The 23,726-nt window shown below is 66.4% G+C and carries 23 protein-coding genes; 15 read left to right on the plus strand and 8 right to left on the minus strand.

Translation table 11 applies throughout. From position 1 onward, the window contains the following. Nucleotides 1–18: 18 nt before the first annotated feature. From VF168_04620 to VF168_04630, 3 genes are read left to right on the plus strand one after another with little or no spacing between them, the layout of a single operon-like run. On the plus strand, nt 19–1,323 hold the full coding sequence (locus VF168_04620) for an aspartate kinase (GenBank protein HEX7003452.1): 1,305 nt from the start codon (nt 19–21) through the stop codon (nt 1,321–1,323). A gap of 34 nt (nt 1,324–1,357) precedes the next feature. Beyond that, nucleotides 1,358–1,633, plus strand: coding sequence for a hypothetical protein (locus VF168_04625; GenBank protein HEX7003453.1), 276 nt, complete (start codon nt 1,358–1,360; stop codon nt 1,631–1,633). Next, on the plus strand, nt 1,633–2,088 hold the full coding sequence (locus VF168_04630; GenBank protein HEX7003454.1) for an 8-oxo-dGTP diphosphatase: 456 nt from the start codon (nt 1,633–1,635) through the stop codon (nt 2,086–2,088). Before VF168_04625 ends, VF168_04630 begins: the two co-directional genes overlap by 1 nt. Nucleotides 2,089–2,110: 22 nt before the next feature. On the opposite strand, the gene VF168_04635 is transcribed toward VF168_04630, so the two are convergent. Then, nucleotides 2,111–2,437 (minus strand): SCP2 sterol-binding domain-containing protein, encoded by a 327-nt coding sequence (locus VF168_04635; GenBank protein ID HEX7003455.1) that lies wholly within the window; start codon nt 2,435–2,437, stop codon nt 2,111–2,113. 135 nt (nt 2,438–2,572) lie between these two features. Between VF168_04635 and VF168_04640 the strand changes: the two genes are divergently transcribed. From VF168_04640 to VF168_04660, 5 genes are all read left to right on the plus strand, one after another. Next, the gene (locus VF168_04640) at nt 2,573–3,724 is read left to right on the plus strand and encodes an acyl-CoA dehydrogenase family protein (GenBank protein ID HEX7003456.1); all 1,152 of its coding nucleotides are present in this window, start codon (nt 2,573–2,575) and stop codon (nt 3,722–3,724) included. A 22-nt stretch (nt 3,725–3,746) separates the two neighbouring features. Then, entirely contained in the window at nt 3,747–4,886 is a 1,140-nt protein-coding gene (locus tag VF168_04645) for an acyl-CoA dehydrogenase family protein (GenBank protein HEX7003457.1), read from the plus strand. A gap of 140 nt (nt 4,887–5,026) precedes the next feature. Next, nucleotides 5,027–5,788 carry an electron transfer flavoprotein subunit beta/FixA family protein gene (locus tag VF168_04650; protein ID HEX7003458.1) on the plus strand — a complete coding sequence of 254 codons (762 nt, stop codon included), beginning with the start codon at nt 5,027–5,029 and terminating at the stop codon, nt 5,786–5,788. A gap of 21 nt (nt 5,789–5,809) precedes the next feature. Continuing rightward, nucleotides 5,810–6,778, plus strand: coding sequence for an electron transfer flavoprotein subunit alpha/FixB family protein (locus VF168_04655; protein HEX7003459.1), 969 nt, complete (start codon nt 5,810–5,812; stop codon nt 6,776–6,778). After that, nucleotides 6,775–7,245, plus strand: a complete 471-nt coding sequence (locus VF168_04660) for an N-acetyltransferase (GenBank protein ID HEX7003460.1) — start codon at nt 6,775–6,777, stop codon at nt 7,243–7,245. The genes VF168_04655 and VF168_04660 overlap by 4 nt, the downstream gene beginning before the upstream one ends. 1 nt (nt 7,246) lies before the next feature. On the opposite strand, the gene VF168_04665 is transcribed toward VF168_04660, so the two are convergent. The 4 genes from VF168_04665 to gap are packed head-to-tail and all read right to left on the minus strand — an operon-like array spanning nt 7,247 to nt 10,917. Continuing rightward, the gene (locus VF168_04665; GenBank protein HEX7003461.1) at nt 7,247–8,122 is read right to left on the minus strand and encodes an ATP-grasp domain-containing protein; all 876 of its coding nucleotides are present in this window, start codon (nt 8,120–8,122) and stop codon (nt 7,247–7,249) included. Further along, nucleotides 8,110–8,727 (minus strand): RimK-like ATPgrasp N-terminal domain-containing protein, encoded by a 618-nt coding sequence (locus VF168_04670; GenBank protein HEX7003462.1) that lies wholly within the window; start codon nt 8,725–8,727, stop codon nt 8,110–8,112. Before VF168_04670 ends, VF168_04665 begins: the two co-directional genes overlap by 13 nt. A 7-nt stretch (nt 8,728–8,734) precedes the next feature. Next, entirely contained in the window at nt 8,735–9,922 is a 1,188-nt protein-coding gene (locus VF168_04675; GenBank protein ID HEX7003463.1) for a phosphoglycerate kinase, read from the minus strand. Further along, nucleotides 9,919–10,917, minus strand: coding sequence for a type I glyceraldehyde-3-phosphate dehydrogenase (gene gap / locus VF168_04680; GenBank protein ID HEX7003464.1), 999 nt, complete (start codon nt 10,915–10,917; stop codon nt 9,919–9,921). Before gap ends, VF168_04675 begins: the two co-directional genes overlap by 4 nt. A gap of 359 nt (nt 10,918–11,276) precedes the next feature. On the opposite strand from gap, the gene VF168_04685 reads away from it, so the two are divergent. Further along, nucleotides 11,277–12,314, plus strand: coding sequence for a hypothetical protein (locus VF168_04685; protein ID HEX7003465.1), 1,038 nt, complete (start codon nt 11,277–11,279; stop codon nt 12,312–12,314). Nucleotides 12,315–12,374: 60 nt separating this feature from the next. Next, entirely contained in the window at nt 12,375–13,262 is an 888-nt protein-coding gene (locus tag VF168_04690) for a hypothetical protein (protein ID HEX7003466.1), read from the plus strand. A 111-nt stretch (nt 13,263–13,373) separates the two neighbouring features. Here VF168_04690 and VF168_04695 read toward each other — a convergent pair whose 3' ends face one another. After that, nucleotides 13,374–13,619, minus strand: coding sequence for a hypothetical protein (locus tag VF168_04695; GenBank protein HEX7003467.1), 246 nt, complete (start codon nt 13,617–13,619; stop codon nt 13,374–13,376). A 2-nt stretch (nt 13,620–13,621) separates the two neighbouring features. Next, a complete protein-coding gene (ileS, locus tag VF168_04700) occupies nt 13,622–16,912 on the minus strand; it encodes an isoleucine--tRNA ligase (protein HEX7003468.1) in 3,291 nt (1,096 codons plus the stop codon). A gap of 1,025 nt (nt 16,913–17,937) precedes the next feature. Between ileS and rho the strand changes: the two genes are divergently transcribed. From rho to VF168_04725, 5 genes are all read left to right on the plus strand, one after another. Continuing rightward, nucleotides 17,938–19,170, plus strand: a complete 1,233-nt coding sequence (gene rho, locus VF168_04705) for a transcription termination factor Rho (protein ID HEX7003469.1) — start codon at nt 17,938–17,940, stop codon at nt 19,168–19,170. Between the two features lie 15 nt (nt 19,171–19,185). Further along, the gene (locus VF168_04710) at nt 19,186–20,289 is read left to right on the plus strand and encodes a peptidoglycan DD-metalloendopeptidase family protein (protein HEX7003470.1); all 1,104 of its coding nucleotides are present in this window, start codon (nt 19,186–19,188) and stop codon (nt 20,287–20,289) included. An 89-nt stretch (nt 20,290–20,378) separates the two neighbouring features. Beyond that, complete coding sequence (locus VF168_04715; protein HEX7003471.1) at nt 20,379–20,732, plus strand: response regulator; 354 nt, start codon at nt 20,379–20,381, stop codon at nt 20,730–20,732. A 92-nt stretch (nt 20,733–20,824) separates the two neighbouring features. After that, nucleotides 20,825–21,271 (plus strand): Rrf2 family transcriptional regulator, encoded by a 447-nt coding sequence (locus tag VF168_04720; protein ID HEX7003472.1) that lies wholly within the window; start codon nt 20,825–20,827, stop codon nt 21,269–21,271. A gap of 13 nt (nt 21,272–21,284) precedes the next feature. Further along, complete coding sequence (locus VF168_04725; GenBank protein ID HEX7003473.1) at nt 21,285–22,436, plus strand: cysteine desulfurase family protein; 1,152 nt, start codon at nt 21,285–21,287, stop codon at nt 22,434–22,436. Nucleotides 22,437–22,524: 88 nt separating this feature from the next. Here VF168_04725 and clpX read toward each other — a convergent pair whose 3' ends face one another. Further along, a complete protein-coding gene (clpX, locus tag VF168_04730) occupies nt 22,525–23,724 on the minus strand; it encodes an ATP-dependent Clp protease ATP-binding subunit ClpX (protein HEX7003474.1) in 1,200 nt (399 codons plus the stop codon). Nucleotides 23,725–23,726: the final 2 nt, after the last annotated feature.

The following is a 23,726-nucleotide window of genomic DNA, read 5'->3' on the forward strand; positions in this document are numbered from 1 at the left end:
TTTGGCTATATTTGATGGATGGATTCAGCCCCCGCCGTCTCCGCCCCCGCCGTCTCCACCCCTCGTCGTTCGCTCGCTGTCGTCGTCCAGAAGTTCGGCGGTACCAGTGTTGGCGACATCGAGCGGATACGTAAGGTCGCCTCGCGGATAGCGCGCAGCGTAGCGGCAGGGAGCAAGGTGGTGGTGGCGGTCTCGGCGATGGGCCGAACGACCGACAGGCTGATCTCGATGGCCCGCGAGGTGACCGAGAGGCCCTCGCGGCGGGAACTGGACGTACTGATGAGCACGGGCGAGCAGCAGTCGATAGCGCTGCTCTGCATGGCCCTCCACTCCATCGGCCTGGAGGCGCGCTCGTTCACCGGCCATCAGGCGGGCTTCCTCACCGACGGAAGGTTCGGGAGCGCCCGCATCCTCGAGGTCGATCCGGCGGCCATCCTCGAGGCCCTCGAAGCGAGCGACGTCGCCGTCGTAGCCGGCTTCCAGGGGCGGGACGAGAGCGGTGCGATCACAACGCTCGGCCGCGGCGGTTCGGACACGACCGCAGTAGCCCTCGCTGCCGCCCTCGGCGCTCACGAGTGCGAGATCTATACCGATACCGAAGGGATCTACACGACCGACCCGCACCTGGTGCCCGACGCCCGGAAGCTGGAGCACATCGATTACGACGAGATGCTGGAACTGGCGGCTCTGGGCGCCAAGGTGTTGCACCCGAGGAGCGTCTGGTACGCGCGCCGCTACGGGGTACGCATACACGTCCGCTCCTCGTTCAGTTTCAACACCGGCACGATCGTGTGCCGGCTCGCAGGGGAGGAGAGATCGATGAAGACCGAAAGTCCGGTGACCGGCGCCGCCCTCGACCTGGGCCACGCCCGCATAAACCTGCGCGGCGTCCGCGACGAGCCCGGAGTGGCGGCGCGTCTCTTCGCCGCACTGGGGGGAGCCGGCATCAGCGCCGACATGATCATCCAGGGCGTTCCCGGAGCGGGCGACAGCAGGCAGCAGATGGCGTTCACAGTGCCCAAGGACCAGGCGGAGGAGGCGCTGGAGGCCGTGGCGCCGGTGCTGGAGGAGACAGGGGGCGAGGCAACGGCCGACAGCGATATCGCCAAGGTCTCCATCGTAGGGATCGCCATCGGATCGACGCCCGGCATCGCCGGCCGCATGTTCGACGCCGTCGCAGGCGTGGGAGCGAACATCGAGATGATCACCACCAGCGAGGTGCGCATCTCGGTCGTCATTCCCGCCCGCTTCGCCAAGGAGGCCCTGGCGGCGGTGCACTCCGAGTTCGAGCTGGGGTCGAGCCCGGAGGCGCGTGTGGGGTGAGGCCGCGCAGGCTCCGCCCCCACCGGTACCCAGCGTGACCCCCCGGACCGTCGAACAGGTGTTCCTCGAGAACAAGGGCGGCGGTATCAACGTTCTTCTGGTGCTCGAGGACGAGGCGGGCGGGCGGAGCCGCGAGCGACTGCCGCTCTCTGCCCGCGATCTCGAGTCGGCAGTCCGGCAGTCGGCTCGTCATCTGGCCCAGCGAGGGGTCAGGCCCGCCCGCCGGGTGCGACTGAGAGTAGCGGGAGGCGGAGAGCTGCGCGACGACTCGGAACTCCTCAGGCTATTCCTGGACGAGTTGACGCACTGATGCTGACTACTCTCGCCTATCTGCGTCACGGGGGCCGCACCCTGATGATGCTGCGCAACAGGAAGCCGAACGACGTCCACGAGGGGAAGTGGAACGGTCTGGGCGGCAGGTTCGAAGGGGGCGAGTCCCCCGAGGAGTGCATGCGCCGCGAGGTGCGCGAGGAGTCGGGGCTGGAGGTCGAGGAGGCGCAACTCAAGGGCATCCTCACCTTCCCGAACTTCGCCGGCCGCGGCGACAGGTGGGTCTTCGTGTTCGTCGTCACCCGCTTCAGCGGCAAACAAGGAGAGTGCGCCGAGGGTGAGCTCCACTGGATCGACGACGCGGAGTTGCTCGACCTGGAGTTGTGGCCGGGCGACAGGGTCTTCCTGCCCTGGCTGAACGAGCCTGGCCTCTTCTCGGCCAAGTTCACCTATGAGGGTGGCCGACTGGTGAGCCACCAGGTGGAGTTCTACTGAACGGCGCTTGGAGCCGCCCGGTTCAGCTCTGAACGTCCACCTTGTCGCGCTGCACGAAGCCCACGAGGCGCTGCGCCAGGCCCATGTCGCCCTTCACCTTGAGCTTGCCGCTCATGAAGGCAGCCATGGCGTTGAGCTCGCCCCGGAACAGCTTCACCAGGTTCTCGTCGCTGGTGATCACGGTCAGGTCAGGGTTATCGGCGTGTCCGTCGTGGACGGTGAGTTTGCCGTCGCGGAGGACCTGGTAGGTGGGTTCCGATATCTCGTACTGGATCGTCGCTTCGGTTCCGGCCGCCGCCTGAGGGTCGAGCGCCTCCGGCATGCGCTGAAGAAGTTCCTTGGCAGTCATCGTTCCTCCTGAGGCAGTGTAACGGGCGTCCGCCGGACAGGCAGTGGCGGGGGCGGACAGGCGATGGAGCCCGCCCCGACCGGAGCCGTTATACCCTTGCATCATGCCCATACCGATGGAAGAGGGGCCGGGGCGTTGAACTTCGCCCTGCCCGATGACTTGCTGCTCATGCAGCGGAGCGTGCGGGAGTTCGCCCGCAGCGAGATCGCCAGCGTCGCAGCGGAACTCGACAGGGAGGGGCGCTTCCCGTGGGAGACGTTGCGGAAGATGGGGGAACTTGGGTTGTTGGGCGTCCTCACCCCCGAAGAGTACGGCGGCGCCGGGCTCGACACCCTTTCGTACGTGATGCTGCTCGAGGAGATCTCTGCCGCAGACGCCTCCCACGGCACAATAATGGCCGTAACCAACGGGTTGCCCCAGGCGATGCTGCTGGCCTACGGGACAGACGAGCAGAAGAGGCGCTACCTGCCCAGGCTCGCGAACGGCGAGTGGATCGGGGCGTTCTGTCTCTCCGAGCCCCACTGCGGCTCGGATGCGGTCGCGATGAAGACCAGGGCCCAGAGGACGGCGAACGGCTACCGGCTTACGGGCACCAAGGCGTGGATCACCTCGGGTGGCGAGGCGCAGCTCTACCTGGTGATGGCGAAAACCGACGCGCGGGGCGGCGCTCGTGGCGTCAGCTGTTTCCTGGTGGAGAAGGGCACGCCGGGGATGGAGTTCGGGGCGCCGGAGGAGAAGTTGGGCCAGCATGCGGCCATCACCACCACCGTCACGTTCGACGAGTGCGAGCTTCCGCCGGAGGCGCTGCTGGGGGCCGAGGGGCAAGGTTTCGTGCTGGCGATGAGCTCGCTCGATGGCGGTCGCATCGGCATCGCCGCCCAAGCGGTCGGCATCGCCCGGGCGGCTCTGGAAGCGGCGATGGAGTACGCCGCCGAGCGTCAGGCGTTCGGTCAGGCCATCCGGGAGTTCCAGGGGGTGCAGTTCAAGCTCTCCGACATGGCTACGCGGTTGGAGGCGGCTCGTCTCCTCACCCAGCAGGCCGCCTGGCTCAAGGACAGCGGCTACCGGGTGACCAGGGAGGCGTCGATGGCCAAACTGTTCGCCAGCGAGACGGCCAACTTCGTCACCGACGCGGCGGTGCAGATCTTCGGCGGCTACGGCTATTCGAAGGAGTACCCGGTGGAACGCTACTTCCGCGACGCTCGGGTCACCGAGATCTACGAGGGAACCAGCGAGATACAGCGGGTCGTTATCGGCCGGCAGCTGTACAGGGAGCGGGGACGCTGAACGTCCCAGCGATGGAGGTGCAGTGATCGATTTCAGCCTGGACGAAGAGCAGAAGCAGATCCAGTCACTCGCCCGGCAGTTCGCCCGGGAGGTGATAGCCCCGCAGGCCGCCGAGTTCGACCGCGAGGAGAGCTTCCCGCAGAGGATCGTCGAACAGGCCGCCGAACTTGGCGTGCTGAACGTCGGCATCCCCGAGGCCGCCGGGGGGCTGGGGCTGTCGATGCTCGACGAGGTGCTCATCGGCGAGGAGCTCGCCTGGGGTTGCATGGGGATCTACAGCATCCTGATGGCTTCCGAGCTGGGCATAACGCCGATCCTGTTGGCGGGCAGCGAGGACCAGCAGGAGCGCTTCCTGCGGCCACTCGTCGGAAGCGGAGGCCTCGCGGCGTTCGCGCTCTCCGAGCCGGACAACGGCTCGGACGCAGCCGCGATGAAGACCAGGGCCGTCATCGAAGAGGACGAGGTGGTGCTGAACGGCACCAAGATGTGGATAACCAACGGCGGGATCGCCGACCTCACCGTCGTCTTCGCGACCTTCGCCCCCGAGGAGCGGCACCACGGAGTCGTCGCCGTGGTCGTGGAGAAGGGTGCGCCCGGGCTGAGCCATCAGAAAATCCACGGCAAACTGGGTCAGCGGGCGGCGCACACGGCCGAACTGATCCTGGACGACGTGCGGGTCCCCCGGGGCAACGTCCTGGGGGAGCCCGGCGACGGCTTCCGCATCGCCATGCGCACGCTCGACCGCACCCGTATCCCGGTGGCGGCCGGCTCGGTCGGAGTCGCCAGACGCGCTCTGGACGAGGCGGCCGCTTACGCAGTGGAGCGGAAGGCGTTCGGGAAGCCGATCGCCGACTTCCAGGCGATCCAGTTCAAGCTGGCGAACATGAAGATAGGGCTGGAGACGGCACGCTGGCAAACCTGGTACGCCGCCTGGCTGGTGGACAGCGGTCAGCCGCATACCGAGGCTTCGGCGATCGCCAAGGCGTACGCCTCGGATATCGCTTTCTCGGCGGCCAACGAGGCGCTACACGTCCACGGCGGGTACGGCTATGTGGACGAGTACCCGGTGGCCAAGCTGATGCGCGACGTGAAGCTCAACCAGATCTACGAGGGCACGAACGAGATCCAGAGGGTGGTCATCGCCCGCGGCCTGCTCAGGTAGAGCGTCAGGCTCGAGCGGCGGCTCGGCCGGTCGAGTGGCCGGTGTCGGGCCGCTGCCGATTGGAAAAGTTAGACTTGCCGCGTGATAGGAACGACTGACAGAACGACTCGCATGACGCGCGACAGGCGGTCGAGCGCCGCATGAAGATCGTCACGATCCTGAAGCAGGTACCCGATGCCGAAGCGCGCTTGAGGCCAGCGCCGGAGGGTGTCGACCTCAGCGGCGTGAGCTTCGTGATCGACGGTATGGACGAGTACGGCGTCGAACAGGCGCTCCGTATCCGCGAGGGGGGCACCGAAGCCGAGGTGGTCGCCCTGGCGCTCGGGCCGGCCCGCTTCGAGGAGGCGATACGCACAGCTCTGGCCATGGGCGCCGACCGTGCCATCCACATCGAAACCGACTCTCGGCTCGACCCGATAAGCCAGGCACGCGTGTTGGCCAAGGTCATCGAGCAGGAGGGGGCCGACCTCGTCATGGTAGGCGGCAAGCAGGCCGACTGGGACAGTTCGGCCCTCGGGCCCGCCGTCGCCGAGGCGCTCGGTTGGCCCCACAGCGACTGGACGACGGGGATGGAGCTGAGGGAGGGCAGCCTCACCACGGTCCACGATGCCGACGAAGGCACTGAGCGCCTCGAGATGCCCCTCCCCGCGGTGATAACCACCCAGCAAGGCCTCAACGAGCCCCGCTATCCGACACTGCCGAACATCATGAAGGCCAAGCGCAAGGAGTTGCGCAAGACGAGTCTTGAGGAGGTCGGCGGCGCCGAAGCGCTCGTCGAACTGGTGGGCGAGTCGCTCGAGAGCCGCGAGCGACGCAACGTCATGCTCGACGGTGACCCGACCGAAGCGGTCCGTGAGCTGGTCCGGCGGTTGCGCGACGAAGCGAAGGTACTCGCCAAGTAGCGGCGCACTGGAGATCTGGAAATGGTTCTGATAATCGCCGAACACTCGAACGGCAAGCTGCGAAAGAGCTCCCTGGAACTGGTCCAGGCTGGACGCGAGCTGGCCGAGAGCTTAGGGGGGGACCCGGTAGGCGTGGTGCTGGGCGAGAACGTTACGGAGGTGGCGAACGAACTGGCTCGCTACCTGCCGCAGGTGAAGCTGGTGGACGACCCCGCTCTCGCCGAGGTGAGGGCCCAGACGTGGACTACCGCCGTCAGCGAGCTCGCGAAGACGAACTCGTCCCAGGCTGTGCTCTTCTCGGCTGGCCGTACCGGCCTCTCGGTCGCGCCGCGGGTGGCGATCCGTCTGAACGCTCCGCTGCTCGAGGACGTCACCTCGCTCGAGGTCGAGGGCGGCAAGGTCGCAGCCACCCGGCTCGCCTACCTGTCGCGGGTGACCGAGCGGGTTCGGGCCCGCACTCTGCCGGTGGTGATCTCGGTCAAACCGAACATCTTCGGGCTGCCTAGCCCAGGAGCCGAGGGCAGCGTCGAGCAGGTCCCGGTGCAGTTCGACGCCAACGACCAGCGTGTGAAGGTGAGCGAGAAGCGCAAGCCGTCGGGCGAACGCGTCGCTCTCGAAGAGGCGTCGGTGGTCGTCAGCGGCGGCCGCGGAGTCGGCGGTCCGGAGGGGTTCGAGAATCTGGTCGAACCGCTCGCCCAGGCTCTTGGCGCCGGCATCGCCGCTACCCGTGCGGTGGTCGACGCCGGCTGGCGCCCCTACTCGGAGCAGGTGGGGCAGACCGGCAAGACGGTCGCTCCCGACCTCTACGTCGCCCTCGGCGTCTCGGGCGCTGTGCAGCACCTTTCGGGCATGAACCGCTCGAAGGTGGTAGTGGCTATCAACAAGGATGCAGACGCGCCGATCTTCAAGGCTGCCGACTACGGCATCGTGGGAGACGTCAACCAACTGGTGCCGGAACTCACCCGGGCTATCGAGGAGGAAGGTAGCTGAGCACGGTCGTTCGTCCGGCCACGCCGAACGACCTCGGTCGCCTCGTAGAGCTCGAGCAGGCGCACACGAGCGACCGCTTCAGCCGGTCGCAGCTGCTCTACCTGCTCTCCAGGGCGAACGGCGCCACTCTGGTGGCCGAGGAGGAGGACGGATCGGGCTCGAACCGGGTATTGGGCAACGTCATCGTCCTCTTCCGCCGCAACACCGATGCCGCTCACCTCTACTCCCTGACGGTCGACCCCGCGCATCGGGGCCGGGGGATCGGCCGGATGCTGCTGGAGCGGGCCGAGGAACTCGCCGCGGCCCGGGGCCTGGGCACGATGCAACTCGAGGTGCGGAGCGACAACGACGCCGCCATCCGCCTCTACCGGGCGAGCGGTTACCGGCCCAGCGGCGTGAAGGCTGGCTACTACTCCGACGGCTGTGACGGGATCTCGATGGTGAAGGCACTGGGTCCGCGCGAGTAGTTCAGGCGTCGCCCGCCAGGTGACGGATGATCTCGGCGTAGATCTCGCTGTTCGCCCGGTCCTCGCCGCCGGCATCGATGTTCGGGTTGTCGTTCACCTCGATGACGTAGAACTCTCCGTCCACCTCTTTGATGTCGATCCCGTGGAGCGAACCGCTGATCGCTCCGGCAGCCGCCAGGGCGACCTCCAGCAGCCGCGGCTCTGCCTCCTCGCGCGGCACCGGCAGGGTCCTCGACCACTCGCCGGCCGGTCCCCTCTCCATCGTCTTCCACTTGTCCTGCACGAACTGGTACTTGACGACCGCCAGCACCCGCCCAGCGAGGGTTATCACCCGCCAGTCGAACTCGCTGGGCATGTACTGCTGGACCACCACCCGGTCGGCCCGCCGGAGGAACTTGCGGCCTATCTTCACGAACGATTCGCTGTTGGTGGCGCGGTCGACGTAGGCCGAGAAGGAGGAGTTGGGCGCCTTCAGGACGAGGGGCATTCCGAGCGTCTCGAACAGCTCCGCGGCGTTCTCGGCGTTCACTTCATGGCGGTCGAGGAAGCGGGTGTCGGGCATGGGCACCGCATGCGCCATCAGCCGCGAGTACATGTTGACCTTGTCGCAGCAGATGCGGATGCTCTCGCTGGTGTCGATGACGCGAAGGCCGTTCATCTCGGCGACCCGGGCGACCACGTAGGTTGCGTTGAGCGGGTCGGTGAGGGCGCGGATCAGTACTCCGTCGTAGTTCCGCAGGTACTTCAGCTCGCTCTTGAACAGGAAGTCGAGCTGATGCCCGAGTTCGAACGCCGCCTGACGGAAGTTCGTGAGGGCCGTCAGTTCGACCGAGGAGCGGATCGTGTACCGCTCGGTGAAGATCGCTAGCTTGGCCATGATCCCAATCCCGCCAGCAGCGTCTTCTCGTTGAGGGTCAACGACTCGAACGGCAACGGCTCGAGGGCCGAGAGCAGGTAACCGTGAGGAGCGACGATCACGCGCACCCTCGCGAGTGGGATGCCGAAGTTCTCGAAGACTTCGCGGGCGAAGTCGCGGTACTCCTCGGTGAGCGAGCGGCCGAGGATGGTGCGCACTACGTCTATGCGGTAGTCGGGCGGAAGTGTCTGGCAGAGTGCGGCGTACTTGCCGGTGTAGGTGAGGCCGTTGCGGCGCTCCTCCAGCGTCTTGGCGTCGACGATCAGCTCCGCCGCGCTGGAGAAGGGGTTCACCGGGTAGGCCATGAACGGCGGCTCCGGGAAGCGTTCCGTAGCCAGCACGTGCTCGGGGACCAGCATGCCCGCGAGCCGGGCCCGCTCCATGGCGATCGGCACCACGTAGGCGTCGAGCGCGTCACGGGTGGTGGGGATTATCTTCTGACCGGCGAGTTCGGCGTCGAGGACCTCGTAGTAGGCGCTCGACATGTAGCTGTAGTCGCCGCCCAGGTGGGCGAGTTCGGCTTCTAGACCCAGTTCCGGGTCGGGGCGGAACAATCTTGCTGCCATCGCGAGGTCAGCTGCCTGCCCGGAGCGCCTTCACGCCGGGCAGTTCTTCGCCCTCGAGGAATTCGAGCGAGGCGCCGCCTCCGGTCGAGACGTGATCGATCAGCACCTGCAGCCCCACCTCGTTGATCGCGGCGACCGAATCGCCTCCGCCTACCACCGTGAACGCGTCGAGGTTCGCTACCGCGTGGGCGATCGCCTTGGTGCCGGAGTCGAAGGGGGAGACCTCGAAGACGCCCAGCGGCCCGTTCCAGAACACCGTCTTCGAGCCCTGCAGCGCCTCGACGAAACGCTCAACCGCTTCTGGACCGGCGTCGAGCCCCATCAGGTCGTCGGGGATGGCGTCCGAGGGGTGCACCTCGGTGTCGATCCCGTTCTCGATGGCAGGAGCGCACACGGAGTCGACGGGCAGGAGCAGTTCGACCCCCTTCTCCCGGGCCTTGGCCAGGAGGTCCCTGGCGACTCCCAGCTTCTCCTCCTCCACGAGCGAGCGCCCCACCTTGCCGCCCTGCGCCCTGACGAAGGTATACGCCATGGCGCCGACCACCAGCAGGTGGTCAGCGACCTCCAGCAAGCTGGAGATGACGCCGATCTTGTCCGACACCTTGGCGCCGCCCACGATCACGGTGAACGGCTTCTCCGGGTCATCCCTGAGCCGGCCCAGCACCTCCAGCTCGCGGGCCATGAGGCGACCCGCGGCGCTCGGGAGCAGATGGGCCACCCCCTCGGTACTCGCATGAGCCCGGTGGGCCGCTCCGAACGCGTCGTTGACGAACACGTCGGCGTACGAGGCGAGAGTTCGCGCCAGCTCGGGATCGTTCTTCGTTTCGCCGGAGTCGAAGCGGGTGTTCTCGAGCAGGGTCACGCTCCCCTCCGGAGCGGCCTCGACGAACTCTCGCTGCTCGCGGCTCGCGGGTCCAGCGGTCGGCCGGTAGCGGACCTCACGTTGGAGCAGCTGCGAGAGGCGCTCGGCGACCGGTGCCATGCGGAAGGCTTCGTCGGGGCCCTTCGGCCTGCCTAGGTGGCTCATCAGGATGAGCGTCGCGTTCCGCTCGAGCAGGGCCTCTAGAGTGGGAAGCGCGGCCCTTATCCGCGAGTCGTCACTCACCCGCCCCTCGCTCAACGGCACGTTGAAGTCGACGCGCACCAGGACGGTGCGCCCGTCGATCTCCAGGTCATCTATGGTGGGCAGCTTCAGAGATTCTTCCCCATCAGTTCCAGGACGTCGACCATGCGGTTGCTGTAGCCGAGTTCGTTGTCGTACCAAACGAACAGTTTGGCCATCTTGCCCATCGTCTTCGTCATCTGGGAGTCGACGATCGCCGAGTGCGGGTTGCCTACGATGTCACGCGACACGAGCGGGTCGCTACTGTACTCGATGATCCCCTTGAGGTCGCTCTCGGCCCGGCGGCAGAGCGCCTGGTTGACCTCCTGAGCGCTCGCTTCGCGGCCCAGGATGGCGGTGACGTCCGAGAGGGAGCCGGTTGGGGTGGGCACCCGGACCGCGACCCCGTCGAACTTGCCCTGGAACTGCGGCAGTACCTTGCCTACCGCCTTCGCCGCCCCCGTGGTGGTGGGGATGATGTTGGTGGCTGCGTTGCGGGCGCGCCGCAGGTCCTTGTGAGGGGCGTCGAGGATGTTCTGGTCGTTCGTGTAGGAGTGGATAGTCGTCATCATCGCCTGCTCCACGCCGAACTCCTCGTCGAGGACGCGCATCACGGCTGCCAACGAGTTGGTGGTGCAGGAGGCGTTGGAGACGATGCGGTGGTTGGCGGGATCGTAGTCTTCGGTGTTGACGCCCAGCATTATGTCGAAGTCGCTGTCGGGCGAGGGGGCGCTGATGAGCACCTTCTTGGCGCCGGCCTCGAGGTGAGCCGCGGCCTTCTCCCGTTTGGTGAAGAGGCCTGTCGACTCGACGACGATGTCGACGTTCATCTCTCGCCAGGGTAGATCGGCCGGATTGCGCTCCTCGGTCACGCGGATGCGGTGTCCGTCCACGATCAATCCCTCGTCGTCGTATTCGACGGTGCCGGGGAAGCGGCCGTAGTTCGAGTCGAAGCGAAGCAGCTGAGCCATCACTTCGTTCGGCATCAGGTCGTTTATCAGAACGACGCTATCGCCCATCCCCCGCTCGTGCAGGATCCGGAAGATCTGGCGACCGATGCGCCCGAAGCCGTTGATACCGATGTTCATGTTCGCCTCCAGAGGACTGTCTCGCTCATAGCATCCGCCGCCCCTGGCCCTTCGTGACGATCGACCTCAGAGCCGGTCGGAGCCCGCTTCAATCGCGCCGATTCTAACCCGCAGGTCGTTCCGTGTCCGTCAGGGCCGGTCACTGCCCGTCGGGGCGCCCCCGATCGGACCGGGCCTGCTGAACCATCTGTTCGGGTGTGGCGTGGGCTGCTCGGCTCGCGTAAGAGTGCTGTCAGGTCGTATCGGCGAAGGTAGGGCATGACAGCGGCCCTGAACAAGCCGCCTGCAACATGCCTGGTCCCGTGTTCGCTCCCGCATTCGGAGGGACACGAGCGACGCCTCGTGGAGTTGCAGAAGTCGTGATCGGCAAGTCCCTCCGGGAGTTCTTGATTCCTCGCGCACTGACCGGGTTCGGTGCGGTCGTGATGCTCGGACTCTGTCTCCTCGAGGCACTGTTCTCCGGTCTGACCTCGAGCTTCTTCGCGTACCTGGCGTTGACAGCGCTCAGCCTGCAGAGGGCGTTCGACGATCGCCTCGGCACGAGAGTCGGCTATTGGGTGAACAGCTACAGCGAGTGGGCCCTCGTGCTTCTCGTCTGCCTTCCACTCGTAGGCGGGGTCATCCCACGTGTCGACGACCTCCCGATCTTCGCCCATGTGGATGTCGAGGCACGGTCGCTCGGCAGCAGCGCCACAGTCAGGGCCGATATCGCCCCGCCGGGGCACCGTTTCGTCGTCGTCGAAGCGGTCGTGAAGCCGAGGATGCTCGCCAACGTCGGCTACCTCTACTACGGGGACTTCCTGCTACATGCCGGGGGTACGAGCTTCGAGGTCGCCCACTCGTCGCTCGAGGTGCCCGGTGCCTGTCGCGACCTGCCTCGCACTCGCCTTAGAGCGACGCGCTGCAACCTCGTCTTCGAGGTGCCGCAGGACATCGGCAGCGGCTGGCTCGAGTACGACGAATATCCCTTCGGGGCGAAGAGCGAGGTGTTCAGCCTGCCAGCCAGGCAGGCTCGGGTGCCGCGAGTAGCGATCGAAGTCCTTCATGTCGAGTCCGTGAGCCGGATAGCGCGTCCCTTCGGTAAGAGTGCCGACCAGGACAAGACCTACCTCTACGTCGATCTCCGGCTCGAGTCGGTGGAAGAGCCCAGACCGTTCGAACTCGACACCTTCATACTCGAGGGCGAGGGGTGGGAGGCCTTCGACCGTTCCGACCGGTACGGCGTGAGCGACCCGTGCAGCGGGCTGGTTCTCGATGGAACGGCGACCTGCACGGCGCTATTCGAGGCTCCGCGCGATGCTCGTGAGCCGAGGCTGACCACCCATAGGTACGACTTCGAGGACGACTATGCGGTGGAGATCGCCGGCGTGGCCAGCCTGACCCTGCCCGAGCGATAGCTTCGGCCGTTACTGTCCAGGCCGGCCCCGTCGGCTTTCCTGGCCAGGGGAGGGGAGAGTTTGAACAACGTCCGGTCAACTGTCGAAGTCGAGGTGCGAGAGGGGATGACCTACGAGCTGCCGGGCGAGGACGTGTTCCCCGAGGGCGTCGCTCTCTTGGAAAGGGAAGGCGTCTTCTTCGTGAGCGGCGCCAGGAGCGGCGCGATCTACCGGTGCGAACTGGACTCCGGAGATGTGGTCGAACTGGTGGCGGGGGACGACCGCGAACCGCTCACGACCATAGGGCTCGACATTGATGAGGGCGGCCGGCTGTGGGTTGCCGGCGGTGCGAGCGGGAAGCTCTTCGCGTTCGAGGTCGGCAGCGGTGAGCTGGTGCTGACCCTCTCAACTCCTCCCGCCGATGAAACCTTCATCAACGACCTGGTCGCCTGCCCCTCGGGCGATGTCTACGCGACCGATAGCCTGCGTCCTCTGTTGTTCAGGGTCCGCTCCGGCTCGGTCGAGCCGTGGCTGGACATGAGCGGCACCGCCCTTGAGTCCCGGGAGCCGGGTTCCGACATGAACGGCATCGCGGTCACGGCCGACGAGGAGTTCCTGATCGTGGTGAAGACCGGAACCGGCCAGTTGTTCCGCGTCGAAACGGGGACGGGCCGTGTCGCTGAGATAGACCTTGGTGGCCAGTGTCTGACGGGAGGCGACGGCCTTGTCCTGGAGGACCGGGAACTCTACGTCGTGCGGAACTCGGCAAGGCAGGTCGCGGTCGTCGAACTCGACGCAGACCTTCTGTCGGGAACTGTCGTCGCCAGCCTCAGCGATCCGTCGTTCGAGTTCCCCACCACGGCTGCGAAGGTCGGCAACGAACTGCTGGTGGTGAACTCGCAGTTCGATGTGATGGCCGATGGAAAGCCGCGGCTGCCGTTCCGCGTGTCGCGGGTGCCGCTACCCTAGGACCCACCCAGTCGCCAGCCTCGCTCAGGTTCCCGACGGCAGCGACTTGTCGCTCTACAGAGGTTCCTTCAGCCTGACACTCGCGCCGAAAGTCGCCGGCGACTGCCGCGATCACTCATCGCGCTGTTCGCCCAGCTCCTCGCTCAACCTGCTCAGCTCCTCCATGCTCCGCTCCGTTCGCCTGTCTCGTTCATGCTGGAGCGCCAGGACGTCCGCGGCCCGCAGGCGAACCTCTGCCCCGGAGACCGCGCGCAGCCCCGCGTCCCGCAAGAGTGCGAGCAGCCCCTCGGCAGAGAGGCCGAGGAGCGCGGCCGCCTCGTCCAGGCTCAGTTCTTCGAGCTCACCCCGGCCGCTCACGCCTAGACCTTTCGCAGGCCGATCAGAAGCCGCTCGCCCTCGACCTCGCCCTCCTCGGTGTGCTGAGGGTTCTCGATCGGGCCCAGTTCCAGCGAGTCGGCGAGGACCTCGGAAGCTACTGTTTCGCGGTGTTCACGAAGCGCCTCCACCACCTGGCCGTCGGCCTCCAGGCCCACGGCGATCCTGTCGGACACCTCCAGTCCGGCGTTCTTGCGGGCGTTCTGCACCAGCCTCACCACGTCCCGGCTGATGCCCTCACGCACGAGTTCGTCGGAGAGCCTGGTATCGAGCGCGGCTAGGTAACCGCGCTCTTCGACCGCGGCGAACCCCTCGGGACTCCGCGCGTCCAGCAGGAACGCCTCCGGTTCGAAATCGAATGTCTGACCGTCCAGGTCCAGAGTAGTCGTCTTCCCCTCGCGCACGTTGCGCGCGATCTGCCGGCCGTCCATCCGGGCGAGGGCCTGCCGCATCGCGGGGACCAGTTTGCCCAGGCGCTTACCCACCAGAGGCAGATTCGGCTTCACCTGGTAGTCGACGAAGTCGGTCGTGACGTCCAGGTACCGGGCCCGCTTGACGTTCAGCTCCTCCAGCAGTTCGTGCTCGAGTCGCTTGAGCCCCTCGAGTTCCTCCTCGGAGCGCACCCTCACGAGTACCTCGGGGAGGGGCTGGCGGGTCTTCACTCCGCTCGCAGCGCGGGCCGCGCGGCCCAGCTCTACGACTCTCACGAGAGCTCCCATGTCGCGGAGGAGCTCTTCGTCGAGCAGCTCCTCGCGAACCTCGGGCCAGCGGGCGAGGTGAACGCTCTCCGGTGCCGCCTGGTCCAGGGTTACGACCAGATTGCGGTAGATCTCCTCGGCCGTGAAGGGGGCCATCGGGGCCATCAGCTTGGCGACCGTCACCAGGGCTTCGTACAGCGAGGCGTAAGCGGCCGCTTTGTCGCGGTCGTCCTCGCTCTTCCAGAAGCGGCGACGGTTGCGGCGCACGTACCAGTTCGATAGCTCGTCGACCACGAAATCGCGGACCGCACGGCTGGCTCCGGTCGGGTCGTACTCCTCCAGCATCCTGGTCACATCCCGCACCAGCGCCTCGAGCCTGGCGACCAGCCATCGGTCGATGAGGGGACGGTCCGCGGGTGCCGGCGCCGAAGTCAGGTCCGGCTCGTCGAGGTTGGCGTAGAGCACGAAGAAGTGGTAGGTGCTCCAGAGCGTGTTGAAGAAGTCCCTGACGGTCTCCTCGACGAGGTTCTGACTGAAGCGCTTGGTGGCCCCGGGCGGGCTCGAACTGTAGAGGTACCAGCGCAGCGCGTCGGCGCCCTGGGCGTTCAGGACCGTCCACGGGTCGACCACGTTCCCCTTCGACTTGCTCATCTTTTCGCCGTTCTCGTCGACGATGTGACCCAGGCAGATGACGTTGCGGAACGCTGAGGTGTCGGCTTCCAGTCCGGCGAGCGGCCCACGGTACTCTTCGTCGGTGTTGGTGAGCAGAGTGGCCAGCGCGTGCAGGCTGTAGAACCAACCGCGGGTCTGGTCCACCGCTTCGCAGATGTAGTGGGCGGGGAAGTTCGCCTCGAGCCGCTCGTGAGCGACAGGTGTCGCCTCTTCGCCCTGATAGTGCCATTGGGCGTACGGCATGGCACCCGATTCGAACCAGACGTCGACGGTGTAGGGCACGCGGCGGAACGTCTTGCCGTTCTTCTCGAAGGTTATCTCGTCGACGTAGGGCCGGTGCAGCTCCATGCCCGCGAGATCTTTGCCGGCCAGTTCCGAGAGCTGCTCGAGGCTGCCTACGCAAACTCGCTCGCCGTCTTCGGACTCCCAGATCGGCAGCGGGGCTCCCCAGTAACGCTCACGGGAGAGCGCCCAGTCGACGTTGTTCTCGAGCCACCTTCCGAAGCGGCCCGTCTTGATGTGGTCGGGCACCCAGTTGATCCGGGAGTTGTTCTCGAGCAGCTTCTCCTTGAGGGCCGTGGTCCTTATGTACCAGCTCTTCTTGGCGACGTTCATCAACGGGGTGTCGTCTCGCCAGTTGAAGGGGTAGGCGTGCCGGATGGTGGTCTTGCGGTAGAGCAGGCCTCGCTCGAGCAGGTCGTCGGCGATCTTCTCGTCGGCGTCCTTGAACCACATGTCGGTGTAGGGACCCGGCAGCCGGTCGTAGTCGAGCGGGCGCACCTCCTCCATCACCTTGCCGGTGAGGCCCACCGAGAAGAGGGTGGGCAGATCGTGCACCTTCCCCTTGTCCAGGTCGCCGTAAGCGGGGGCGAGGTGGACGATGCCGGTACCGTCCTCGAGGCTCACGTAGTCGTCGAGCACGACCCGCCAGCCGCCATCCAGGTCGACTCCCGCGGGCCTCTGACCATGGAGGAGCGGCTGGTAGCGCAGCCCCTCGAGCTTCTCGGCCGGGACTTCGAGCAGCCGCTCGTGCGGCGTCTCCCCGAACACCTGATCGACGAGCTCGGTGGCGAGCAGGTAGAGGTGCTCCTGCTCGCTGCCGCCGTGTCTCGAAGGGGCCGCCACGAGCGAGTAGGATGCGTCCGGTTTGACGGCGAGACCAGTGTTGGCGGCCAGGGTCCAGGGCGTCGTCGTCCAGGCGAGGAGGTAGACCGGCCTCGCCTCGCCCGGGCCAAGGATCCCGCGCGAGCCCAGTTCACGCGTATCGGCAGGGAACTTCGGGTAGACGGAAGGGTCTTCGACATCCTCGCGGTAACCGAGCGACACCTCGTGGGACGCGAGGGTGGTGTTCGAGGAGGGGCTGTGCCAGGTGGTCTTGAAGTCCTCGACCAGCAGTCCGCGGTCGAACAGCTCCTTCATCACCCACCAGCACGATTCGATGTAGCCGTTGTCGTAGGTGACGTAAGCCTTCTCCAGGTCGAGCCAGAAGCCGATCCGCTCGGTCATCTCGTTCCACTCCTGGATGTTCTCGAAGACGTAGGAGCGGCACAGTTCGTTGAACTTAGCGATGCCGAACTCTTCGATCTGCTGCTTCGAGGTGAAGCCTAAACGCTTCTCGATCGCTATCTCGACCGGTAGCCCGTGGGTATCCCAACCCCCCTTGCGCCCCACCCGGTAGCCCTGCATCGTCTTGAACCTCGGGAAGAGGTCCTTGTAGGCGCGGCTTATCACGTGGTGTACGCCAGGCTTCCCGTTGGCGGTGGGCGGGCCCTCGTAGAAGACGTAGTTGCCATTCGGCGCCGGCTTGTCGATCGACTTGCGGAAGATGTCGCGCTCGCGCCAGAACTCCACTACCTTCCCCTCCAGTTCGGGGAAGTCGATGCTGTTGGGCACATCATCGAACATCGCGACCTCGCTCTCCGGGGCATAGAAATGCGCCCCGAACGCTCTCGGTCCCGCGGCGCGCTGCCGCTGGGACTCGAGGTTGGGGCGCCGAAGCGCGGTACCACCCAACTTCGCCCCTGCCTCGCGGTTCAGGGGCCTTGCCGGCTACCGACTCGAACGATTCCGAATCGAGAGCCTGACGCTATGACGCGCGTCTCGCGGCTCCATCTACTCGCCTGCCCGGTCGCTGCCGGGCACGGCTTTGGGGGAGCGGCTCGGGGAGGATTTTCGCGATCCCGGTGCCTGCCGGGCTTCCACCATCCCCGGTTCGCTGGTCGGCCCTTCGGACGCTACTCGTTCCCGTCACAGCCGTTTCGGGAGCCGTCTTGCGACGTTCCCGGGTGACCCCTACGCTTTACAAGCGCAAGTCACCCTGCATATACTAAACGGTAGCAGCAGGCATCCGACATAGTCAACGAGACCTTGTCAAACAGCCGCTGCGTTCCTCATCAAACCTGGTCTTGGCGGATGGCGCAGGGCACCGCCGCATTTCCAGGGTGAGAGAGCGCCGGAGCCGAGTTGACCCGGGCGAATTTCCACGGTACTTCCAGTTTGAGAGGCAAGACCATGATTGGCGAGTCGAAGCAGTCCAGAGGCGACGTGCAGCGCCCCCTCGGGGAAGTTGCGTCATGAGTCCGCGTCCCCGTAAGTCCGACTCGGAGGTGGTTGCCACGGCAGACGAACCAGGCGAGCAGCAGCCCAAGCGGCGGGGCAGACCGCGCAAGAAGCAGGATGGTGGCGGAGGCTCGGGTGGCGGGCGCAAGAAGAAGGTGAACGCCGAGAAGGCGGCGGCCGCTGCCGCCGAAGCCGAAACCGCCGAGGAGGCGCGCCAGGTCGAGGCCGAACTCGCCCGTGAAGCCGAGGGCAGCGAGTCGAGCGAAGAGACGGGAAGTGACGGTCAGGCCGACCAGGAGCGCCACGGTGGCCGCAACCGGCGTTCGCGCGGCGGCAACAATGGCCGTAAACAGGGCCTCAACTACCGCGACCTGCAGTCGAAGATCGTTCCCGAACTTCACCTCATCGCCAAGGAGGTGGGCCTCGAGGAGTACCGCCAGATGGAGAAAGACGATCTGGCGATCGCCATCCTCGAGCGCTCCTCGGAGGCCGAGGGACTCAAACTGGTCCGCGGCTACCTCGAGATCTCCTCGGACGGCTACGGTTTCCTTCAGGAGTCGCTGCTCCAGAACAACACCCGGCAAGTGATCGTGTCGGCCGGCCTCATCAAGCAGTTCCGGCTCAGGACAGGCGACTACATCCTCGGCAAGGCTCGGCGACCCCGCGACAACGAGCGCTACGGCACCCTGATCAGGGTCGAGGCCGTGAACGGCGTGGACCCGTTCCAGGCAGCCAGGCGCCCCCGCTTCGACGACCTGGTACCCACCTTCCCAGAGCGGCGCATCACCCTCGAGACGACCCAGAATGAACTCTCTGCCCGCGTTATCGACCTGCTCGCTCCCATCGGGCGCGGTCAACGTGGTCTGATCGTCGCTCCGCCCAAGGCCGGTAAGACGACCCTGCTGAAGTCGATCGCCCATGCGGTGAGCACCAACGAGCCCGACATCAAGGTGATCGTGCTGCTGGTGGACGAGAGGCCCGAGGAGGTCACCGACTTCCGCGAGTCGGTCGAAGGGGTCGAGGTCATCGCCTCCACCTTCGACGAGCCTCCCGCGAACCACATACGGGTCGCCGAGTTCGTGCACGAACGCGCTCGACGTATCGTCGAGGAGGGCGGACACGTGATGATCCTGCTCGACTCGATCACCCGCCTGGCCCGTGCCAACAACCTGGTGACGCCGGCCACCGGTCGGACCCTCTCCGGCGGCCTCGATTCGAGCGCCCTCCACTGGCCCAAGCGTTTCCTGGGCGCCGCTCGCAACATTCGCGGGGGCGGCTCGCTGTCGATCCTTGCGACCGCCCTCGTCGAGACGGGTTCGCGCATGGACGACGTGATCTTCGAGGAGTTCAAGGGCACCGGCAACATGGAGCTCCACCTCTCCAGGCGCCTCGAGGAGCGACGCATCTTCCCGGCCATCGACATCCTCAAGTCGGGTACTCGTCGTGAGGACCTGCTCCTCACCGAGGCCGCGCTCGCCAAGATGTGGCTGCTGCGCAAGGTCATCTCCGACATGGATGCCGCGGAGGCGATGGAGATGCTGCTGTCGCGTTTGTCACGCACGAAATCCAATGAGGAGTTCCTCTCCACGCTGGGACAGGGGTAACGCTAGCCTGACTCCATGTCGGGCTTCACCAGGGCGCCGCGGCTCAGGCTCGTCGGCGCCCTTTCTCTATCTGGGCGCCGAGCCAGGCGACTTGCTCACGCTTCGGTGCTCCTGGCCCTGCTGCTGTGCGGTCCAGCGTTCGCCCAGCGCCAGCACCTGGTCCGGCCCGGGGACACCCTCTACGCACTGGCCGACCTCTACGGAACGACCGTCGAGGCGCTACGGCAGGAGAACGACCTGAGCGGCAGCCTGTTGCGCGTTGGGCAGCTGCTGGAGCTGCCTTCGCAGGGGGGCTTCCGTTTCGCGCAGGCGGTGGCAGGGGAGACGGTCGCAGCGCTGGCCGCCCGCCTGGGCCTCACCGAGACCGCCCTCAGAACTGCGAATCCCGGACTGGGCGACGCGCTGACCCCCGGTACGAGGGTTCGGGTGCCGCCTGGCGACGGGGTGAGCCTGCGCCTCGCGGAGGGCGATTCACTCCTCGAGTTGGCGATGGAGTACGGCATCTCGCCCTCCGGGCTGCTGGAGGCGAACGACCTCGAACACCTGGCGGCGGTGGCGCCCGGCGAATGGGTCTATCTGCCGGTACCGCCCCGCTCCCTCGCTGTAGGCGGTGCGGCGGAAGTGTCGCGGCCGCGCGCCGATCCGGTCGTGGCCGACCGCGAGTGGCACGCGCGCCAACAGGAGAGGCTGCTGTCGCAGGCGCCATCACTGCTGGCCGAGTTCTCGCCCAGGGCGAGCGTGTTCGTCATGCCTCTGGCGGGTCGACTCAGCTCGGCCTACGGCTGGCGCAATATCTCCGTGGGCGGCAACCGCTTCCACGGCGGCATCGACCTCGCCGTCGACTCGGGTACGCCGGTGGCCGCGGCACTAGACGGCGTCGTCGTGCGGTCCGGTTGGGTTGGTGCCTACGGGTACGCTGTCTATCTCGAGCACGGCGACGGGCTCCAGACCCGCTACGCGCACCTCAGCGAGCTCCTGGTCGAGGTCGGCGACAGCGTGAGGCAAGGCGATATCATCGCCAGGACGGGTAGTACCGGCGCCTCCACGGGACCCCATCTCCACTTCGAGATCAGGGTTCAGGGGCAAGCGGTCGATCCACTGACGCTGCTCTCACGCTGACTCCCCGGGTGGTGCGAGCCCTCCAGAACGGGCTCGGCGTGGACAACGGGCACAGACCACGCTAGGATAGCGCCGGTAGAGTACTCGAAGTGGCCAAGGTCTTGTTGCTGGACAATCAGACGCACATGCTCGAACTCCTGAGGTCGAAGTTCGAAGTCGAGGGGTTCGAGGTGTTGGCGTGCGAGAGCGGCGAAGAGGGTGTGGCGGTCGCCGAGAGGGAGTTGCCTGACCTGATCGTGCTCGACGAGCGACTACAGGATGCCGATGGCACGTTCGTTTCCGAGCGGCTCCAGGCGAGCGAGCTGGCCGGCGAGATCCCGGTGATCCTCCTCACCTCGCGCGCTTCCGAGGGTGGCGCCGGTAAGAAGGACGGTAACTCCCAGGCGGTGCAGATGCCGTTCCGCCCCAGCCAATTGATGGCGCTCGTGCGAGAGAACCTCTGACGGCCGAAGGGCGCCGGCCCCATCGTTGACCCTCCTACGGGGTCGGCTTATACTGACGACAGTTCGGAATCATTCCGATTCGAGGTGTAGTCATGTGGGTATCCACCAAGGCACAGTACGGCATGAGGGCGCTGGTCGAGGTGGGACTCAGCGGGGGTAAGCCGACCAGCCTCAAGGTCGTCGCCGACCGCCAGAACTTGAGCCAGCAGTACCTGGAGCAGATCTTCGCGGTGCTGCGCCGGGCAGGATACGTCGAATCGGTTCGGGGCGCACGCGGCGGCTACCGGATCGCCAAACCGCTCGACCAGATCGATGCGCTCGAGGTGGTCGAACTGCTCGAGGGAAGCGTCGCTCCCGTCAACTGCATCGAGGATGCCGAGGCTTGCGGCCACACCGGCAACTGTTCCACGGAGTCGCTGTGGCGGCGGGTGGACGGCGCGGTGCGCGAGGTGCTCAGATCCACGACCCTGGCCGATCTCGTGGCCGAGCGGGAACTGCTCCAGATCGAAGCCCTGCCACCGGAATTCGCCGGGGCCTGACCGAACCTCAGCCATGAACCGAACCGCCGGCGACATCTATCTGGACCACGCCGCGAGCACGCCGCTCGACCCTCGGGTCAAGCGGAAGATGTTCGAGGTGGCCGATGAGAGTTTCGCCAACCCGTCGAGCATCCACGCGCCCGGTCGCCGGGCCAGGCGCATAGTCGAGGAATCGCGAGAAGCAGTTGCGGAAGCGATCAACGCCAAGCCCAGGGAGATCGTCTTCACCTCCGGTGCGACCGAGGCAGACAATCTAGCTCTCGTCGGATTGCGCAACACGAACGGCCGGACCGGCTTGCTGACCAGCCCACTCGAGCACAGCGCGGTGCTGGCCACAGCCGGGTTCCTGCAGCGAACGGGCAGAGAGGTCTCCTTCGCCGCGCCTACTGCCGCCGGGGAGATCGACATCGACGCGTTGCAGGAGGCCCTGACCCCGTCAGTAGGCGTGGTCGCCCTCATGCTGGTGAACAACGAGGTCGGGATACGGACCGATATCGAACGGCTGGCCGCAGCGGCGCACGAGGCGGGCGCGCTACTCTTCTGCGACGCCGTCCAGGCGTTCGGCTTCGAGGAGATCGACGTGAACTCCCTGGGCGTGGACGCCCTGGCCCTCTCTGCCCATAAGGCGTACGGCCCCAAAGGGGTGGGCGCGTTGTGGCTCCGCGAGGGGGTCGAGCTCGAGGCCGTGACGCACGGGGGCGAGCAGGAGCGAGGCTACCGGCCAGGTACGTTGAACACCTTGGCGATCGCCGCTCTGGGCGAGGTCGCCAGGATCGCCCGCGATGAAGCGGCGGCTCATGGCGTTCAGGTGGGGGAGATGCGCGACCGCTTCGAGGCGCTGCTGGATGGGGCGGAAGGCATCAGGGTGAACGGCGCAGCGGCGCCACGCGGCCCGAAACACAGCAGCGTGAGCGTCACCGACGTCGACGGCGAGGCGCTCCTGATGAGCCTCGACACTGCTGGCGTCTTCGCCAGCACCGGCTCGGCCTGCTCGGCCGGTTCCGTGAACCCGTCGCACGTGCTCACCGCCCTCGGTCTGCCGGCTCAGGAAGCGAAGTCCACGGTGCGCTTCAGCTTCGGTAGCGGCGTGCGCGAGGAACAGGTGGAGGAGGCCGCGGCCCGGTTCCTCGAGGCGGTCGAACGCTGCCGCACGATCTTCGCCTAACTGGACGGCCGATCAATCCAACTGGGAGTCAGCCAGCCTGGCTGCGCGACGCCGGCGGATCCGTCTATCTGCGATCGGGTCTGGACGCTCAGGCGGTCTTGCGCCGCTCCGCTTCGTCCAGCACTCGGCCAGGGAAGTCCAGGTTCGATTCGTCGATACGGATGCGGGAGATGTCCGATCCCGGCACCTCGTACATCAGGTCGAGGAGCGTCTGCTCCATCACGGAGCGGAGGCCGCGCGCACCGGTCTTGCGGTCGAGTGCACGGCGCGCCACGGCCCGCAGGGCCTCGTCGGTGAACCGCAGTTCGACGCCCTCGAGGGCGAAGAGCTCCTGGTACTGCCGCACCAGCGCGTTCTTCGGCTTCGTGAGCACGCTCACGAGGGCGCCCAAGCTCAGGTCGTGGAGGCGAACGGTCACCGCTAGGCGGCCGATGAGCTCGGGGATGAGCCCGAACTTCATCAGGTCCTCGGGGATGACCTCGGCGTTCTCCAACGCGTCTTCGGCGGCTCCACGGCTGGTCTGGAAGCCGACCCTGGACACGTCTACGCGGTTGCGGACGATGTCCTTGATCCCTTCGAAGGCGCCTCCGCAGATGAACAGGATGTTGCCCGTATCGACCGGGATGAGCTCCTGGTGCGGGTGCTTGCGCCCGCCCTGAGGCGGCACGTGGGTAACGGTGCCCTCGATCATCTTGAGGAGCGCCTGCTGCACCCCTTCCCCGGAGACGTCGCGGGTGATCGAGACCCCTTCCGACTTTCGTGCGATCTTGTCGATCTCGTCGAGGTAGATGATGCCGCGCTCAGCCGCCTCGACGTCGTAGTTGGCCGTCTGGAGGAGTCGCAGGACGATGTTCTCGACGTCGTCGCCCACGTAACCGGCCTCGGTAAGGGTGGTGGCGTCGGCGATGGCGAACGGCACCTGCAGGATGCGGGCGAGCGTCTGCGCCAGGAGGGTCTTGCCGGTCCCGCTCGAACCGATGAGCAGGATATTCGACTTCTGTATCTCGGCCTCGGGGTTCTGCAGGCGCCGGTAGTGGTTGTAGACGGCGACCGACAGGATCCTCTTGGCCTGCTCCTGCTCGATGACGTACTGGTCGAGCATGCTCTTGATCTCACGAGGCGTGGGAAGTCTGAGCTGATTCGGGTAGCTGGGCGACTTGCTGGCCAGGACCTGCGAGATGCGCCCCACGCAATCGCTGCAGATGTGGGCGTTGCCGTCCTCGGAGGCCACCAGTTGGCGGACCTCGCTGTGGGCTCGTCCGCAGAAGTTGCAGCGGGGCTCGGTCATCG

Source organism: Trueperaceae bacterium, assembly GCA_036381595.1.
Taxonomy (GTDB): domain Bacteria; phylum Deinococcota; class Deinococci; order Deinococcales; family Trueperaceae; genus DASVCN01.